Raw genomic sequence first — 15432 nt, 5'->3', positions numbered from 1 at the left:
ATCGACGTGAGGGCTGTGAATTTTGCCGAATCGCGACCCTGGCGTCGATCTCGACGTGGTGGACCAGCCGGTACCGTACTAGAGGTGACCGCACGCCCGGGCAAGCCCTGTTTACTGCTCGTCAACGGACCGAATCTGAACATGCTCGGTACCCGACAGCCCGAGATCTACGGGTCCACCACGCTGGCTCAGATCGAGCAGCGGGTGGCCGAGGTGGCGGCCGGGTTCGGCTTCGAGGTCCGCCCGGTGCAGAGCAACCACGAGGGCGTGCTGGTCGATGCCATCCAGGCGGCCCGCCAGGACTGCACGGGCATCATCATCAATCCCGCGGCCTACAGCCACACTTCAGTGGCCATCCGTGATGCGCTCAGTGCCGCGGATCTGCCGGTGGTCGAGGTGCACCTCAGCAACATCCACACGCGGGAAACGTTCCGGCACCACTCGTATGTGTCTGCCGTCGCCGAGGTCGTGATCGCCGGGGCGGGCCCGGCGGGATACGAGTACGCGGTGCGCTACCTCGCGGAGCGCCGGCCGTGATCCAGCCTCCCTCCATCCGATACGCGGGATTCATCACCGCCGCCGAAGGAATCGCCGCGCTCGTCATGGCGGTCGTCCTGCTGGTGCGGGCGGTGGCCGGTGCCGACCAGCACATCGTCAGCGGCTACGGCACCGCGATCTGGTTCGTGCTGATCGGTGGCGGGGTACTCGCCGGCGGCTGGGCCCTGATCACCGCGCGGCGCTGGGGCCGGGGGATCGCGGTGCTGACCAATCTCCTGCTGCTGCCCATCGCGTGGTACGTGATCACGTCGCACCACGTCGTGTATGGGGCGCTGGTCGGACTGCTGGCGCTGGTGACGCTGGGTCTGCTGTTCAGTCCATCGTCGGTCGACTGGATCACCAAGCGCGGCTAGCTGTTTCGGCTCTCGTCGGCGAGCGCCGAAAGCTCGGGGCCGGACACCCGGTAGGTGGTCCACTCGGTCTGGGGCTTGCCGCCGACGGCGTCATACAGCGCGATGGCGTTGACGTTCCAGTTCAGCACCGCCCAGGTCATCCGGGTGTAGCCGTGCTCGACGCATTCGCCTGCCAACGTGGACAACAGCTTCCGGGCCAGCCCGCGGCGCCGGAAGGCAGGGCGGACATAGAGGTCCTCCAGGTAGAGTCCGGCCACGCCGTCCCAGGTGGAGAAGTTCAGGAACCACACCGCGGTCGCGGCGATCTGTCCGTCGATCTCCACCATGTGCGCATACGCCACCGGTCGGTCGCCGAAAAGCGCTGTGTGCATCTGCGTTTCGGTCACGCTGCATTCGTCCGAGGCCCGTTCGAACTCGGCCAGCTCGCGAATCATCGCGGTGATCTCGACCTCGTCACCCGGCCGTGCCCGGCGGATCAACTCGCTCATGTCGCCCCTAGTCCCGTCAGGATGGTCCTGAATTTCGTGGTGGTCTCGTCGACTTCGTCATCTGGATCGGATTCGGCGACAATACCGCCGCCGGCATTGGCCAGTGCCGTGTACCGGTCCGCGGACAACGCCGCGCAGCGGATCGAGACCACCCAGCGTCCGTCGCCGTGACTGTCGCACCAGCCGACGGCACCCGCGTAGAACCCGCGGTCGCCCTCCAGTTCGCCGATCAGCGCCGCGGCGCGGTCGGCCGGGACGCCGCCGACCGCCGGGGTGGGGTGCAGTGCCAGCGCCAGATCGATTGCCGTGGTGGTCTTTTCGCGGAGCCGTCCCACGACAGGGGTGCTCAGGTGCCACAGCGCATCGGTGCCGTGCAACTGGGGTTCCTCGGCGATCTGCAGATCCACGCACAGCGGATCCAGCGCCTGGCGCATGACGTCGACCACGAGCTGGTGCTCATGGCGGTTCTTCGTCGATGCGGCCAGGGCGGCGGCGTTGGCCGCATCGACCTGCGGATCGGCGGATCGGGGTGCCGATCCGGCGAACGGCTGGCAGATCACCAGCTCGCCCTCGCGCGCCACCAGCAACTCGGGGCTGGCCCCCACCAGCACGGTGCCGGCGTGGGCCCCGCCGGCCGGGGACAGATCCGCCAGGTAGACGGTGGCGGCCGGGTCGGCGTCGGCGAGTCTGCGCAACACGCTGCGCACGTCCCAGGGGGAGTCCGCGGTCAGCCGCAGCGCACGCGCCAGCACCACCTTGTCGATCGGGATCTGCGGATCCCGCAGTCGCCGGATGGCCTCGGCGACCCGCGCACGGTGGACCGGTCCCGGCGGCAGGGTTTCCCGGCCCACCACCGCCGGCGGCGGGCTCACTTGCCAGTCCGGTAGTGCCTCGGTGACCCGAACCGTCTCGGGCTCATACAGGGCGGCTGGTGTGGTGAGGTCGAATGGCAATGCGCCCAACACGATTGGTGTTCCGGAGCGCAAGGCTTCCTGGGCGTGGGCGATGTCGGCGAATCCGGCCCGCATGCCCTCGGCCAGGACGGCGCCGGTCGGGCCGGCCAGCACGAACGAGGGATTCACTGCGACAGGCACGGGTTGGGGTGACCGGTCAGACCGAGCGCGGTGATCTGGCGCACGCCGTGCTCGAAGCCGCAGACTGCGAGCGACGCAGCCACCATCGACACCCGGATTCCTTCGGCCACCGGCAGTTCCACCCACCGGGTCAGCATCGCGCGGGAGAAATGCCCGTGCCCGACGAACACCACATCACGGGTGGGCACGTGCTCGAGGGCCAACGCAACGGCCTGATCGGCGCGCGCACTGACCTGCGCCACGGTCTCGCCTCCGGGGCAGCCGTGCGTCCACACCAACCAATCGGGCACACTCTGGCGGATCTGCGGGGTGGTCAGTCCCTCGTAGTCGCCGTAATCCCACTCGGACAGCAGCGGGTTGACCTCGTCGACGTGCAGGCCGGCCAGTTCGGCGGTGACCAGGGCGCGGCGCCGCGGGCTGCTGATCACCAGCGGGTCGCTCAGCTGCAGTTCGGCCAGCGCGGGGCGGGCCAGTTCGGCCTGTTCGCGTCCGGTATCGGTGAGTTCCAGTTCGGTGCGGCCGGTATGCCTGCCGGTCGCCGACCACTCGGTCTCGCCGTGGCGGAGCAGGATCAGGCGGTGCAGGCGGTCGCTCACACCGGCGATTCTGCCGCACGTTCCGGCAATGCCGCCGAGAGCGTGCTTGGATGAAGGTGTGACGCGAGTATTAGCGGTCGCCAATCAAAAGGGTGGGGTAGCCAAGACGACGACGGTGGCGTCGCTGGGCGCGGCGATGGCCGAGCAGGGGCGGCGCGTACTGCTGGTCGATCTGGATCCGCAAGGCTGTCTGACGTTTTCATTGGGCCATGACCCGGACAAGCTGCCGGTGTCGGTGCACGAGGTGTTGCTCGGCGACGTCGAGCCGGGGGCGGCCCTGGTCGAGACGGCCGAGGGGATGACGCTGCTGCCGGCCAACATCGATCTGGCGGGTTCGGAGGCCATGCTGTTGATGCGGGCCGGCCGGGAGTACGCGCTCAAGCGGGCCCTGGCGAAGGTCGAATCCGATTTCGACGTGGTGATCATCGACTGTCCGCCATCGCTGGGGGTGCTGACGCTCAACGGGCTGACCGCTGCGAACGAGGTGATCGTGCCGTTGCAGTGCGAAACCCTGGCACACCGCGGCGTGGGCCAGTTCCTGCGCACGATCTCCGACGTGCAGCAGATCACCAATCCCGAGCTGGCGCTGCTGGGCGCGCTGCCCACGCTCTACGATTCGCGCACCACCCACAGCCGTGACGTGCTGCTGGATGTCGCCGATCGATACGAGCTGCCGGTGCTGGCCCCGCCGATTCCGCGCACCGTCCGGTTCGCCGAGGCCAGCGCCTCGGGATCCTCGGTGCTGGCCGGCCGCAAGAGCAAGGGTGGTCTGGCTTACCGCGAGCTGGCCCAGGCACTGCTCAAACACTGGAAGTCGGGGAAGAAGCTGCCGACCTTCGCACCCGAGGTGGTGTAGGCGGGGCCTGACGCCTCGGCCTTGACCTTGTCCCATGGGCAGACCCGATGCTGACGATATGAACCAAGACCTGCTGAGCATCGGGGAGTTCGCGGCCCAGACCGGGTTGTCGGCGAAGATGTTGCGCTCGTATGCGACGTCGGGGGCATTGGTGCCGGCCGCTGTCGATGAGCTCACCGGGTACCGGTACTACTCGCGGGGCCAGATTGCTCAGGCCCGTACGGTCGGGTTGCTCCGCGAAGCCCGGATACCGGTCGCCCAGATCGCCGAATTCCTGCGGGACCCGACTGAGCAGCAACTGGCTGCCTGGCGGATCGCGCTCGATGATGAATACGCGCACCGCCGTGAGGCCCTCGTGATGGCCGGCGGGGCGCTGCTCGCGCAATCTTCTCCGGTGGCAGGGGGTCGCCGGAGTGACGAGAGGACGATCTGGATGGCTTCGGTGTTACGGTCCGCGACGGCCACTGATCAGGGGCCGGTGCGGGAGAGCAACCAGGATTCGCTGCTCGCCGACGGCATTCTGTACGCGGTGGCCGACGGTTTCGGGCCGGGCGGTGAGCACGCCAGCCGGATCGCTCTGGAGGCGCTGGCCGCCGGATTCGCCGCCGCACCTGACCGCGACGGCTTGATCGGCGCCGTGCAGGAGGCCAACGAGCAGGTCTTCGCGCACGTCAGCGCATCGGGCACCAGTTCGGGCGCCACGCTGACCTTGGTGGCGATGTTCGGCGACGAGCAGGGCGGCCCCATGGCCGTCAACATCGGCGATTCGCCGCTGAACCGGATTCGCGATGGCGTCATGTGCCAGCTCACCGACGATCACAGTGTCTCGGGGGAGCTGGTGCGGGCCGGTGAGATCACCCGGGAGGAGGCCCGCTTCCACCCGCACCGGCATCTGCTGACCCGGGCGTTGGGCATCGGGCCGTTCATCCGGCCCGACTTGTTCGATCTCGACTGCCGTCCCGGGGACCGGCTGTTGATCAGCAGTGACGGATTGTTCGCCGGGGCCGACGAGGCCGACATCGCGGTCGCCGCCACGGGTGACGAGCCCGAGGTCGCGGCCAGGCGACTGGTTCAGGTCGCCAACGATGCCGGCGGCAGCGACAACACCACCGTGATTGTGATCGACATCGGCTGAGCCGGGGTCACGCCGCCCCGAGGGCCACCAGTTGTGTGCCGCGCTGCTCGAGCAGGATGTCGCCGGCCACGGCCGGAACAACAGGTGACACGCTGGGCGTGCGGGGCAGCGCGATGTGGCGCTGCCCGGTTCCGGACTGCTGATCGAAGACGTCGTAACCGTCGTTGACCGGAACCAGGAGTTGTCCGGCCATCACCGTGGCGGGCCCGACCGGCAGATGCGGTCCGGACTCGTCCGTATTCGGCGTCACGGTGAACTTGTACTGAAGGCCGGCGGTTCCGGTGGTGCTGAACACCAGCAACGTGTCACCGGTCCACCAGCTGATCACGTCCCCGGCGCGGGAGGTGGTCGACTGCGGTGCGGCCGGCTTGGCCAGCGGCAGGCTGGCCAGAGTCTTCCCGGTTTCGTCGATGACGTTCACCATCGGTCTCGGGGTGGGCAGATACACCGCGGTCGTGGTGCCCGACACCGCGACCACCCGGGCCCCGGCCTCGTCGGTGACGTCCTGCAGCTCGACATAGCGCACCTCGGGGGTGTCCTCTTCGTCGGCCGGGCGCAGCAGGGTCAGCCGGATGAACTTGCTCTTCGGGCAGGATTCCAGCACCGACACCGCCGAGGAGCTCGCCGCCGCGGACAGCTGCCGGCATACCGGGGAAGCCGGCACGTCGGGCTTGATGCGCGCGTCCAGCGCGCCGTAGGACAGCATCCGGACCATGTCCGAGCGCCACAGTTCGAGGCGACTGTCCCCGGCCGAGAGCACCGTGGAGCCGTCGGAGGTCAGCCGGACCTCGGGGTCGGCGTAGGCGGTGCGGGCCGGGCCACGCCTGCCGGTCTTGCCGTCGACGGTGCTGACCTGTCCGCAGCCGCGGGCATCCGGGTAGACCGCGACCGCGTACTGGTACACCGACGTCACACCGCACAGTTCGAGGTCGCGGGCATAGCTCCACAGCACCGCGCCGGTGGCCGGGTCACGGCCTTCGACGGTGGAACCGTCGGCGGTCACCACGGAGCCGCCTGCCAGCACGGGTTCGGTGGTTCTCGGGCTGTTGGCGACCCACAGTTGTTGCAGGCCGGCCGGGACCTCGCGAGCCGGGGTCAGGTACGGAACCGGGGATGCGGCAGGCCGGCTGATGGTGGCCCGTGCATCACTGGTCCACCAGATCAGGCCGGCCGCCAGCGCGACGATCGCGACGATGGCCGCCGCGGCGGCCATGTCGCCGCGGGTGCGGCGTTCGGGTTTGACCATGGACTGGTGCCGTCAGGTCTTTCTTCCGGCGTCAGCCGGCCGTTGCGGTCTCGGTCTTCCGGGGGCGGCGCCGGCGGCGTCGACGTCCGGCGGTCGATGCCTCGCCTGCGGTGTCCTCAGCCTCGGTGACCGGTGCGGCGTCGGCGCTGTCCTGTGCCGGGGCCGCGGTGCCCTCGGGGTGTCCGGTGGCCGACTGGCCGCCGCGGGTACGCCGACGGGTGCGCGTCTTGGCCTTGGCCGGGCGATCGCCGTCTGCCGAGGAGATGCGCTTCTCGTCGGGACTGCGCTTGGCCGCGGGCTTGCGCGGTTCACCGATCCGGCCGGTGGCATCGCTCGGGATGCCCAGCTCTTCGTAGATGTGCGGCGAGCTCGAATAGGTTTCGGCGGGCTCGGGGCAACCCAGGTTGAGCGCCTTGTCGATCGCCTCCCAGCGGGGCAGTTCATCCCAGTCGACGAGGGTGATCGCGACGCCGGTCTTGCCGGCGCGGCCGGTGCGCCCGATGCGGTGCACGTAGGCCTGCTCATCCTCGGGGCACTGGTAGTTGATGACGTGCGTGACGTCGTCGATGTCGATGCCGCGCGCCGCCACGTCGGTGGCGACCAGCACGTCGACGGCTCCGGTGCGGAACGACTTGAGGGCCTTCTCGCGGGCGCCCTGACCCAGGTCGCCGTGCACGGCGTCGACCTTGAACCCGCGCTCGGCGAGTTCGTCGGACACCTTCTGTGCGGTGCGCTTGGTGCGGGTGAAGATCATCGTGGCGCCCCGGCCCTCGGCCTGCAGGATCCGGCTCACCAGCTCCGACTTGTCCAGGGCGTGGGCCCGGTAGGCGAACTGTTCGGTGGTGTCGTGGGTGGCCGCCGAGTGCGGGGCCTCGGCCCGGATGTGGGTCGGCTGGTTCATGAAGGTGCGGGCCAGCGTGATGATCGGGTCCGGCATGGTGGCCGAGAACAGCATCGACTGCCGGTCGTCGGGGGTCAGCCGCAGGATGCGCTCGATATCGGGCAGGAAGCCCAGGTCCAGCATCTCGTCGGCTTCGTCGAGCACCAGCACGGACAGGCCCCCCAGCTGCAGGTGTCCCTGCTGGGCCAGGTCGAGCAGACGGCCCGGAGTGCCGACGACGACGTCGACGCCCTTGCGCAGCGCCTCGATCTGGGGCTCGTAGGGACGTCCGCCGTAGATCGAGGTGACAGAGAATTTCCGGTCGCCGGTGGTCAGGTACTTGGACGCTCCGGCGAGGTCGCCATAGACCTGAATGCAGAGCTCGCGGGTGGGCACCACGATCAGGGCGCGAGGAGTGCCGTTGAGCGGACGGGTCTCGTCGCTGGAGATGCGGTGCAGCAGCGGGATACCGAAGGCGTAGGTCTTGCCCATGCCGGTACGGGCCTGACCGATCAGGTCATCGCCGGCCAGGGCCAGCGGAAGGGTCAGTTCTTGGATGGCAAACGGGTGCTCAATGCCGGTTTCCTTCAATGCGCGGACGATTTCGTCGCGGACACCGAGTTCGGCAAACGTTTTATTTACATGCGTCATGGTGAGTGGAGGTGGCCTTTCACTGTCAAACCTCACGGGCATCCAGCGCACACGGAGTTCGACGGTGAAACGGTCGGGTTCGCCCGGACAAGGTTCATATCCGTCGGCGCTGCCGATCCGTTGGGCCCAGCTCACAGGGCGGGCCAACTGCGTGCACGCACATTTCCTGGTAGCGGTTCGGGCGCTGAAACAGTCGGCTCGAAGCCGTTACCACCTGCCATTGTAGCTGGTCGCGCGATCTGGGCCGATTTGCCAGACGATCATGGTGCCCCGGCGGCGTCTAGAGTTGGCCTCATGAATTCGCCTCAGCCTGCCGCGGAACAGATCTCCGAACCGGTCGAGTCGGGCGTGACTGCGGATCATCCGGGGGTCAACGAATTGTTCGCGGTCCTGGCCTATGGCGAGGTCGCCGCCTTCTACCGGCTGACCGAAGAGGCGCGCATGGCGCCGAACCTGCGCGGCCGGATCAACATGGCGAGTATGGCCGCCGCCGAGATGGGCCACTACGAGCTGTTGCGGGATGCATTGGAGCACAGGGGAGTTGACGTTGTTCCGGCGATGACGAAGTACGCCTCGGCGCTGGAGAACTATCACCGGATGACCACTCCGAGCACCTGGCTGGAGGCGTTGGTCAAGACCTACATCGGCGATGCGCTCGCCGCTGACTTCTACCTGGAGATCGCCGACGCCCTGCCCGAGGCGGTGGCCACGGTGGTGCGTGCGGTGCTGTCCGAGACCGGGCATTCACAGTTCGTGGTCGCCGAGGTGCGGGCGGCGGTGACGGCCAGTGACCGCCAGCGGCACCGGCTGGCGCTGTGGGCGCGTCGCCTCCTCGGCGAGGCCGTCACCCAGGCCCAGTTCGTGCTGGCCGATCATGACGAACTCGTCGACCTGGTGATGTCCAGCGGTGAGGGCCTGACCCAGCTGGCCGAGTTCTTCGGCCGGCTGCAGAACACCCACCAGTCCCGGATGCAGGAACTGGGCCTGGCCTGACTCCGAGGCGGGTGGCCCCGCCAGACCCAGTCGTCACTGCTCGGTGCGGTCGCTACTGCGTGCAGGTGGCGATCATCGTGTTGTTGGCCTGTGCGACGAGCACGTTGCCCGACGCATCGGTGATCGAGCAGTTGAGCTGCCCGGCGACGCTGGTCGCGGTCACGGATTTGAGCGTCACGCCCGGGTTGAGCACAACTGTCTTGGCCCACGGCAGCGCCACGTTGATGTCGGTCTGCAGCGCGCCCTGTGCGTCGGTGTAGACGATCGTCACCAGGTCGATGAGCTGCCGGTTGCCGGTCACCCGGTAGGTGACGGCGTTCGGGGTCGCGATGCCCGCGGGAGGGGCCGCCTCCGCCGGTGGTGCGGCCGGCGCCGGGGCCGCGGTGGCGCTGGGTGCCGGCGTCACAGTGGTGACGGTCTCGGGTGACAGCGGCGCGGTCGGCGCCGCGCGCGGCGGAACAGGTTTCGTGCTGGCGTCCTGTGCCGGCTGGGTGGTCTGTGTCGGCTGTGCCGAGGGCGAGGTCAGGGTGGCCGACACCGAACCGCTGTCCCCGCCGCCCAGGATCACCACCGTGCAGATCACCGCGACCAGCAGGATCGCGCCGGCCACGGCGGCCACCCAGATCCAGCGCCGGTCGATCGGGTCCTCGTAGAACACGACCTCGTCGTCGTAGTCGGCGTCGTAGTCCGTCTCGGCGTCGGTGTGGTAGCCGGTGCCGTGTCCCGTCGAGAAGTCGGTCTTGTAGTCGGGGCTATAGCCGGAGTACTCGCTCGGCTCATACGGGCGCTCCCCGAAGCGCTCGGTCGGGGTGGTGTCGTACGGCGAATAGTGCCTGGTCATGCGGCTGCCCCAGTCGTCTCGTCCAATATCGGCCCTGATGCTATCGAGGCGGAAGTGACAGATGAGGTTGAGTTCGGGGTGTGTCGGTCACGGTCCGGACTCGGTTCGATATCTGTGTTTCGCGCACGGCGTACCCATGTCCGCACCCGCTGGCGGCGTCCGCCCCCGGCTGTCCACTAGCCTGCTCAGGGAAGTCGACAAACGACGTGAGAAAGAAAGAAGGGTCCAGCGTGGAGGTCAAAATCGGTGTCACGGACAGCCCGCGCGAGCTGACCTTCAACAGCGCGCAGACACCCACCGAGGTGGAGCAGCAGGTCACCGAAGCACTCGCCAAGGATTCGGGAGTGCTGGCGTTGACCGATGAGAAGGGACGGCGATTCCTGGTGCAGAACAGCCGGATTGCCTACGTCGAGATCGGCGCAGCCGATGTGCGCCGGGTCGGTTTCGGAGTGGGAGCGGAATCCGCCTGAGATCTACGACCGGGTGAGTGGCACGTGTGACAGTCCGCCCCAGGCGAACTGCACCGTGCCGTCCACGGCCGTATTCCGGTCGATCGGCCGGTCATTGGTCAGCCAGTACCGCGCCGAGTCGACGCTGATGGCCACCAGTCCGACCGCGATCATCCTGGCGCGGTGCGCCTCCAGCCCGGAATCGCGGCTGATCAGATCGAACACGGCGTCGGTGCACGCTTCGGTGGCGACTTTCACCTGGGCGGCCACCTGCGGCTCGCTGACATAGTCATTCTCGAAGATCAGCCGGTAGCCCTGGCTGTCGTGCTCGATGAAATCGAAGAACGCCTCGACGGCGGCGCGCAACCGCTGCCGGTTGTCGGTCGTGGTGCGCAGGGCTTGGCGCACACCCGAGACCAGATTGTCGACGTGCCGCTGCAGCACCGCCAGATACAGCTCGAGCTTCGACGAAAAGTGTTGGTACAGAACAGGCTTGCTGACACCTGCTCGCTCGGCGATCTCGTCCATTCCCGCCGCGTGGTAACCGCGTTCGACGAACACCTCACTGGCGGCCGCCAACAGCTGTCCGCGCCGCTCATCACGAGGCAGGCGATTGCCGCGTCGACCAGCGGTCGCCGGCTTGTCACCTCTCCTCTCGGCGGTGTTGGCGAGATCGCTCATCAGGTCCTCAATCTGTATTGCTCTGGCGCACTTGGACAAGTTCATCCGAGCCGCTGATCGCACCGACACTACTACCGTGGCGCGCCACTTCCGTCGTGCGGTCGTCGCGAAACGGGCATCGGTTTCGAAATGACACCGGCGAGATCACGGCATAGCTGCGCTCAGGACCGATCCACAGGAGTCTGTGCCATTCTGGTCCGGTGACCTACGACCCGGGACGTCGCGGGGGTGGCCGTGTCCCGGCGCTGCGCAACGAGTGGCGGGAGCCGCTACGCGCTCAGCGAGATCCGATTGCCGCTGATTCAGGACGAGCCAGATCCAATCGGGACGACCACCAGCAGTGGCGAAAGCAGACGTGGATCGGCCGCTTCGTATCCACGTACGGCTGGCGCGCGTACGCGCTGCCGGTACTCATCGTGCTGACCGTGGTGGTGATCTACCAGACCATCACCGGCACCAGCGCGCCGCACTCCGCTCAGGAAGACGAGGGGCCGGTGCAGGGTCCGCCCACGATCGACGTGGCCAGCACCTCGATCATCGGCGCACCGCCCAAGGGCCTGACCCAGTTCGACGCGAACCTGCCGACCGGGATCCTGCCCGCAGGCGGACAGTTCACCGAGGCCGGAGCGCGGACCTGGCGGATCGTGCCGGGCACCACGCCCAAGATCGGTGAGGGCACCACGAAATCCTTCACCTACACCGTCGAGGTCGAGGACGGGGTGGACACCACGGCCTTCGGCGGCGACGACGGTTTCGCCCGGATGGTCAGCGAGACTCTGGCCAATCCCAAGAGCTGGACGCACAACGGCCTGTTCGCCTTCACCCGCGTGGATGAGACCAGTGGCGTCGAACCCGATTTCCGGGTGTCGCTGACATCCCCGATGACGGTGCGTGACGGCTGCGGCTACGACATCCAACTCGAGGCGTCCTGCTACAACCCGTCGTTCGACGGGCATCAGCCCCGGGTGTTCGTCAACGAGGCCCGCTGGGTTCGCGGTGCGGTGCCCTTCCAGGGGGACATCGGCTCCTACCGCCAGTACCTGATCAACCATGAGGTTGGTCACGCCATCGGGTATCAGCGGCACGAGGCGTGTGAGGCCAACGGGCAGCTGGCGCCGATCATGATGCAGCAGACGTTCTCCACCTCGAACGACGACGCGGCCAAGTTCGACCCAGAAACGGTCAAGGCCGACGGACTGACCTGCAAGTTCAACCCCTGGCCGTACCCGATCGCCTGACCTTTCCGGGACTGGCGCGCTTCGTGACGTCGCGCCGACGTCTGGACTGGTCCCGGGTGCGTCGTGTGCGCGGTCGCGGTGGCCCGGCGGCGGGAAGCATGAGCACCGGATTACCGTTGTGGGTACGAGGAGCTGGGACGATGAACCGACCCAAAAACTGAGGAGACATACGGTGTCCGCGAATTTGGACGTGTCGTTACCGCCGTTGGTTGAGCCGGCCGCAGAGCTGACGCGTGAAGAGGTGACGCGCTACAGCCGGCACCTGATCATTCCGGACGTCGGTGTGATCGGGCAGAAACGGCTGAAGAACGCCAAGGTGCTGGTGATCGGGGCCGGCGGCCTCGGCTCGCCGACCTTGCTGTACCTGGCCGCGGCCGGGGTGGGCACCATCGGCATCGTCGAGTTCGACGTCGTCGACGAGTCCAACCTGCAACGGCAGATCATCCACGGACAGTCCGACATCGGCCGGTCCAAGGCGCAGAGCGCCAAGGAATCGGTGCTGGAGATCAACCCGCTGGTGACGGTCAACCTGCATGAGTTCCGGTTGGAACCCGACAACGCAGTGGAGCTGTTCAGCCAGTACGACCTGATCCTGGACGGCACCGACAACTTCGCCACCCGCTACCTGGTCAACGATGCTGCGGTGCTGGCAGGCAAGCCCTACGTGTGGGGCTCGATCTACCGGTTCGAGGGCCAGGTGTCGGTGTTCTGGGAGGACGCCCCCGACGGGCTGGGCCTCAATTACCGCGACCTATACCCGGAGCCGCCGCCACCGGGCATGGTGCCGTCGTGCGCCGAGGGTGGGGTGCTGGGCATCCTGTGCGCCTCGATCGCATCGGTGATGGGTACCGAGGCCATCAAGCTCATCACCGGCATCGGCGAACCGCTGCTGGGCCGGCTCATGGTGTACGACGCCCTGGAGATGTCGTACCGGACCATCCGGATCCGCAAGGACCCGGCCACGCCGAAGATCACCGAGCTGATCGACTACGAGGCGTTCTGTGGCGTCGTATCGGACGAAGCGGCCGCCGCCGCGGCCGATTCCACGATCACCCCGCGGGAACTCAAGGAGCTGATCGACTCCGGGAAACCGTTGGCGCTGATCGACGTCCGCGAACCGGTCGAGTGGGATATCAATCACATCGAGGGCGCCGAGCTCATTCCCAAGCCGTCGTTCGAGTCAGGTGACGCCCTGGCCAAGCTCCCGGTCGACCGGACACCGGTCCTGTACTGCAAGACCGGCATTCGTTCGGCCGAGGTGCTCGCGATCGTCAAGAAGGCCGGTTTCTCCGATGCGATGCATTTGCAGGGCGGAATTGTGGCCTGGGCCAAGCAACTCGAGCCCGACATGGTGATGTACTGACGGCTGGTTTGCCGGTTAACGCCTTAGGCTGAGGTTGTGAGTGTGGAACGGCCGCCGGAACATGTGCTGGCGGCGTTCGGCCTGTCCGGGGTGCGCCCGGTACCGCTCGGCTCGAGCTGGGAGGGTGGCTGGCGCTGCGGCGAAGTGGTGATGTCGATGGTGCCCGAGCACGCCCGTGCGGCGTGGTCGGCCAAGGTTCGGGAATCACTGTTCATCGACGGGGTGCGGCTCGCCCGCCCGGTGCGCTCGACGGACGGCCGTTACGTGGTCGCCGGATGGCGGGCCGACACCTATGTCGCCGGCACGCCCGAGCCCCGGCACGACGAGGTGGTGTCGGCGGCAGTGCGATTGCACGAGGCCACCGCGAAGTTGGAGCGGCCTCGCTTCCTGACCCAACCGCCCGTCGCGCCCTGGGCCGATGTCGACGTGTTCATCGCCGCCGACCGGGCGGCCTGGGAGGACCGGCCGCTGCACTCCCTGCCGCCCGGCGCCAGGGTCTCGCCCGGATCGTCGGACGGACAGCGCTCGGTGGAGCTGATCAATCAGTTGGCCGGCTTGCGCAGGCCGACCCGCAGCGCGAGTCAACTGGTACACGGCGACCTCTACGGCACAGTGCTTTTCGCCGGGACGGCCGCGCCGGGGATCACCGACATCACCCCGTACTGGCGCCCGGCACCGTGGGCCGCGGGGGTGGTGGTGGTCGACGCGCTGTCGTGGGGCGACGCCGACGACGGATTGATCGAACGGTGGCAGTCGCTGCCGGAATGGCCGCAGATGTTGTTGCGCGCGTTGATGTTCCGGTTGGCGGTGCATGCACTGCACCCGCGGTCCACCGCGGCGGCGTTCCCGGGCCTGGCGCGCACTGCCTCGCTGGTCCGCTTGATTCTCTGACTCGTCTGCTCGCGATCAGAACCGGTGCCGGTACTCGGCCAGGCGGACCCGGCCGTCGACGGCCAGCACCCCTTCGGCGCGCAGCCGTTCCAGCTGCCGGGTGGCCAGGTGCGGGGCCGGCCGTCCCGATGCGGTGATCACCCGATGCCAGGGCAGGTCCGAGGAATCGGTCCGCATGATCCAGCCGACGATCCGCGGGCTGGAAAGGTCTGCGGCATCGGCGATGTCGCCGTACGTGCAGACGCGTCCCGGCGGGATCGCGGCGACCAGCGCCCGCACGGCTTCCACCTGCTCCTCGGTGACGGCGGGCATCTCAGCCCAGCTGTTCGAGGAGCAGTTTCGCGGTCTCGGCGGGGTTTGCCTGGGCCACCATGTGGTCGCAATCCCAATCCAGCAGGGTGAAATCCGGGCCGAGGTGCCCGCTGAGCGCGCTGATGAGGCCGTCACGGGCATACGGCGGGCTGGTGCGGGTGGCGCGGACCAGGACCGTGGGAGTGCCCTTGCGCGGCAGGGCAACCGGACGGGCCAGCTCACTCCAGTACGACATCATCGCCGGGATGCTGATCCGCCATCCGAACCGGCCGCCCGGCAGCTCGACGAGGTGCTCGTCGAGGTCACGGTCCAACTCCTCCGCAGTCACCTCGCCCCACGAACCGTTGGCCTTCTCCGCACGGGCCTCGGCACGGTCGGGATAGTCGGGCGAGGCCAACATGGCATCGGCGATCTCGCGCATCCATTCGCCGTCGAGCTCCACCGCCGGGTCCAACAACACCAGCCCACTGACCAGATCCGGATATGCGGCAGCGAGATTGAGCGCCACCGCGCCACCGAAGGAGTGCCCGGCCACCAGCGTCGGACCCTCCAGCAGTGACGCCAGCGCCTCGACGTTGGCATCGAGCGTCCACGGGGCGGCCCACGACGAGCGGCCGTGCCCGAGCAGATCCGGGGCGAGCAGCGCCACGTCGGGCAGATGCTGCTCGGCCAATGTCTTCCAACGTTGACCGTGCCCGGTCAGTCCGTGGACGAGCAACACCCGGGGCGGGTGGTCGGGGCCGTAGCGGTGGACGTGCAACTTCTCGGCTGACATTTCATAGATGCTGCCAGGGACCGTTGGACGCT

At 67.9% G+C, this 15432-nt stretch carries 18 protein-coding genes; 9 read left to right on the top strand and 9 right to left on the bottom strand.

Going from position 1 to position 15432, the window contains the following annotated elements; translation table 11 throughout:
- Positions 1-84: 84 nt before the first annotated feature.
- Positions 85-537: a type II 3-dehydroquinate dehydratase gene (aroQ, locus tag BN2156_RS12135; RefSeq protein ID WP_264035443.1), complete on the top strand. Its 453-nt coding sequence runs from the start codon at positions 85-87 to the stop codon at positions 535-537.
- Positions 534-911 carry a hypothetical protein gene (locus tag BN2156_RS12130; RefSeq protein ID WP_090513924.1) on the top strand — a complete coding sequence of 126 codons (378 nt, stop codon included), beginning with the start codon at positions 534-536 and terminating at the stop codon, positions 909-911. Before aroQ ends, BN2156_RS12130 begins: the two co-directional genes overlap by 4 nt.
- Here BN2156_RS12130 and BN2156_RS12125 read toward each other — a convergent pair.
- From BN2156_RS12125 to BN2156_RS12115, 3 genes are read right to left on the bottom strand one after another with little or no spacing between them, the layout of a single operon-like run.
- Entirely contained in the window at positions 908-1399 is a 492-nt protein-coding gene (locus BN2156_RS12125) for a GNAT family N-acetyltransferase (protein WP_090513921.1), read from the bottom strand. The two genes, BN2156_RS12130 and BN2156_RS12125, sit on opposite strands and share 4 nt — an antisense overlap.
- Positions 1396-2427, bottom strand: coding sequence for an isochorismate synthase (locus BN2156_RS12120; protein WP_090515818.1), 1032 nt, complete (start codon positions 2425-2427; stop codon positions 1396-1398). The genes BN2156_RS12125 and BN2156_RS12120 overlap by 4 nt, the downstream gene beginning before the upstream one ends.
- A 50-nt stretch (positions 2428-2477) precedes the next feature.
- Positions 2478-3089, bottom strand: coding sequence for an acid phosphatase (locus tag BN2156_RS12115; protein ID WP_090513918.1), 612 nt, complete (start codon positions 3087-3089; stop codon positions 2478-2480).
- A gap of 28 nt (positions 3090-3117) precedes the next feature.
- Between BN2156_RS12115 and BN2156_RS12110 the strand changes: the two genes are divergently transcribed.
- Together BN2156_RS12110 and BN2156_RS12105 are read left to right on the top strand one after the other, a co-directional pair.
- Complete coding sequence (locus BN2156_RS12110) at positions 3118-3945, top strand: ParA family protein (protein ID WP_162490783.1); 828 nt, start codon at positions 3118-3120, stop codon at positions 3943-3945.
- A gap of 58 nt (positions 3946-4003) precedes the next feature.
- The gene (locus BN2156_RS12105) at positions 4004-5080 is read left to right on the top strand and encodes a MerR family transcriptional regulator (RefSeq protein ID WP_159402835.1); all 1077 of its coding nucleotides are present in this window, start codon (positions 4004-4006) and stop codon (positions 5078-5080) included.
- Positions 5081-5087: 7 nt separating this feature from the next.
- Here the strand turns inward: BN2156_RS12105 and BN2156_RS12100 are convergent, their stop codons facing one another.
- Positions 5088-6326 (bottom strand): Rv3212 family protein, encoded by a 1239-nt coding sequence (locus BN2156_RS12100; RefSeq protein ID WP_090513909.1) that lies wholly within the window; start codon positions 6324-6326, stop codon positions 5088-5090.
- A gap of 31 nt (positions 6327-6357) precedes the next feature.
- Positions 6358-7857: a DEAD/DEAH box helicase gene (locus tag BN2156_RS12095; protein ID WP_090513907.1), complete on the bottom strand. Its 1500-nt coding sequence runs from the start codon at positions 7855-7857 to the stop codon at positions 6358-6360.
- Between the two features lie 294 nt (positions 7858-8151).
- Here BN2156_RS12095 and BN2156_RS12090 point away from each other — a divergent pair, with 294 nt between their 5' ends.
- Complete coding sequence (locus BN2156_RS12090) at positions 8152-8850, top strand: ferritin-like fold-containing protein (protein ID WP_090513904.1); 699 nt, start codon at positions 8152-8154, stop codon at positions 8848-8850.
- 52 nt (positions 8851-8902) lie between these two features.
- Here the strand turns inward: BN2156_RS12090 and BN2156_RS30405 are convergent, their stop codons facing one another.
- Positions 8903-9691 (bottom strand): MmpS family transport accessory protein, encoded by a 789-nt coding sequence (locus BN2156_RS30405; protein ID WP_110811024.1) that lies wholly within the window; start codon positions 9689-9691, stop codon positions 8903-8905.
- Positions 9692-9921: 230 nt separating this feature from the next.
- Between BN2156_RS30405 and BN2156_RS12075 the strand changes: the two genes are divergently transcribed.
- On the top strand, positions 9922-10161 hold the full coding sequence (locus BN2156_RS12075; protein ID WP_044516780.1) for a DUF3107 domain-containing protein: 240 nt from the start codon (positions 9922-9924) through the stop codon (positions 10159-10161).
- A gap of 3 nt (positions 10162-10164) precedes the next feature.
- Here BN2156_RS12075 and BN2156_RS12070 read toward each other — a convergent pair whose 3' ends face one another.
- Positions 10165-10821: an HTH-type transcriptional activator FasR gene (locus BN2156_RS12070; RefSeq protein ID WP_036440029.1), complete on the bottom strand. Its 657-nt coding sequence runs from the start codon at positions 10819-10821 to the stop codon at positions 10165-10167.
- A gap of 200 nt (positions 10822-11021) precedes the next feature.
- Between BN2156_RS12070 and BN2156_RS12065 the strand changes: the two genes are divergently transcribed.
- From BN2156_RS12065 to BN2156_RS12055, 3 genes are all read left to right on the top strand, one after another.
- Positions 11022-12059, top strand: coding sequence for a DUF3152 domain-containing protein (locus tag BN2156_RS12065; protein ID WP_090513899.1), 1038 nt, complete (start codon positions 11022-11024; stop codon positions 12057-12059).
- Positions 12060-12243: 184 nt separating this feature from the next.
- Positions 12244-13422, top strand: coding sequence for an adenylyltransferase/sulfurtransferase MoeZ (gene moeZ, locus BN2156_RS12060; RefSeq protein ID WP_090515816.1), 1179 nt, complete (start codon positions 12244-12246; stop codon positions 13420-13422).
- Positions 13423-13458: 36 nt separating this feature from the next.
- Positions 13459-14313: a TIGR02569 family protein gene (locus BN2156_RS12055; protein ID WP_090513896.1), complete on the top strand. Its 855-nt coding sequence runs from the start codon at positions 13459-13461 to the stop codon at positions 14311-14313.
- Positions 14314-14328: 15 nt separating this feature from the next.
- On the opposite strand, the gene BN2156_RS12050 is transcribed toward BN2156_RS12055, so the two are convergent.
- On the bottom strand, positions 14329-14625 hold the full coding sequence (locus tag BN2156_RS12050) for an MGMT family protein (RefSeq protein ID WP_090513893.1): 297 nt from the start codon (positions 14623-14625) through the stop codon (positions 14329-14331).
- A 1-nt stretch (position 14626) separates the two neighbouring features.
- Positions 14627-15400, bottom strand: a complete 774-nt coding sequence (locus BN2156_RS12045; protein ID WP_090513890.1) for an alpha/beta fold hydrolase — start codon at positions 15398-15400, stop codon at positions 14627-14629.
- Between the last annotated feature and the right edge of the window lie 32 nt (positions 15401-15432).

The sequence above is a fragment of the Mycolicibacterium neworleansense genome, from assembly GCF_001245615.1.
GTDB classification, from domain to species: domain Bacteria; phylum Actinomycetota; class Actinomycetes; order Mycobacteriales; family Mycobacteriaceae; genus Mycobacterium; species Mycobacterium neworleansense.
The sequence above is the reverse complement of the archived record's forward strand: the minus strand, read 5'-3'. Positions and strand labels throughout refer to the sequence as shown.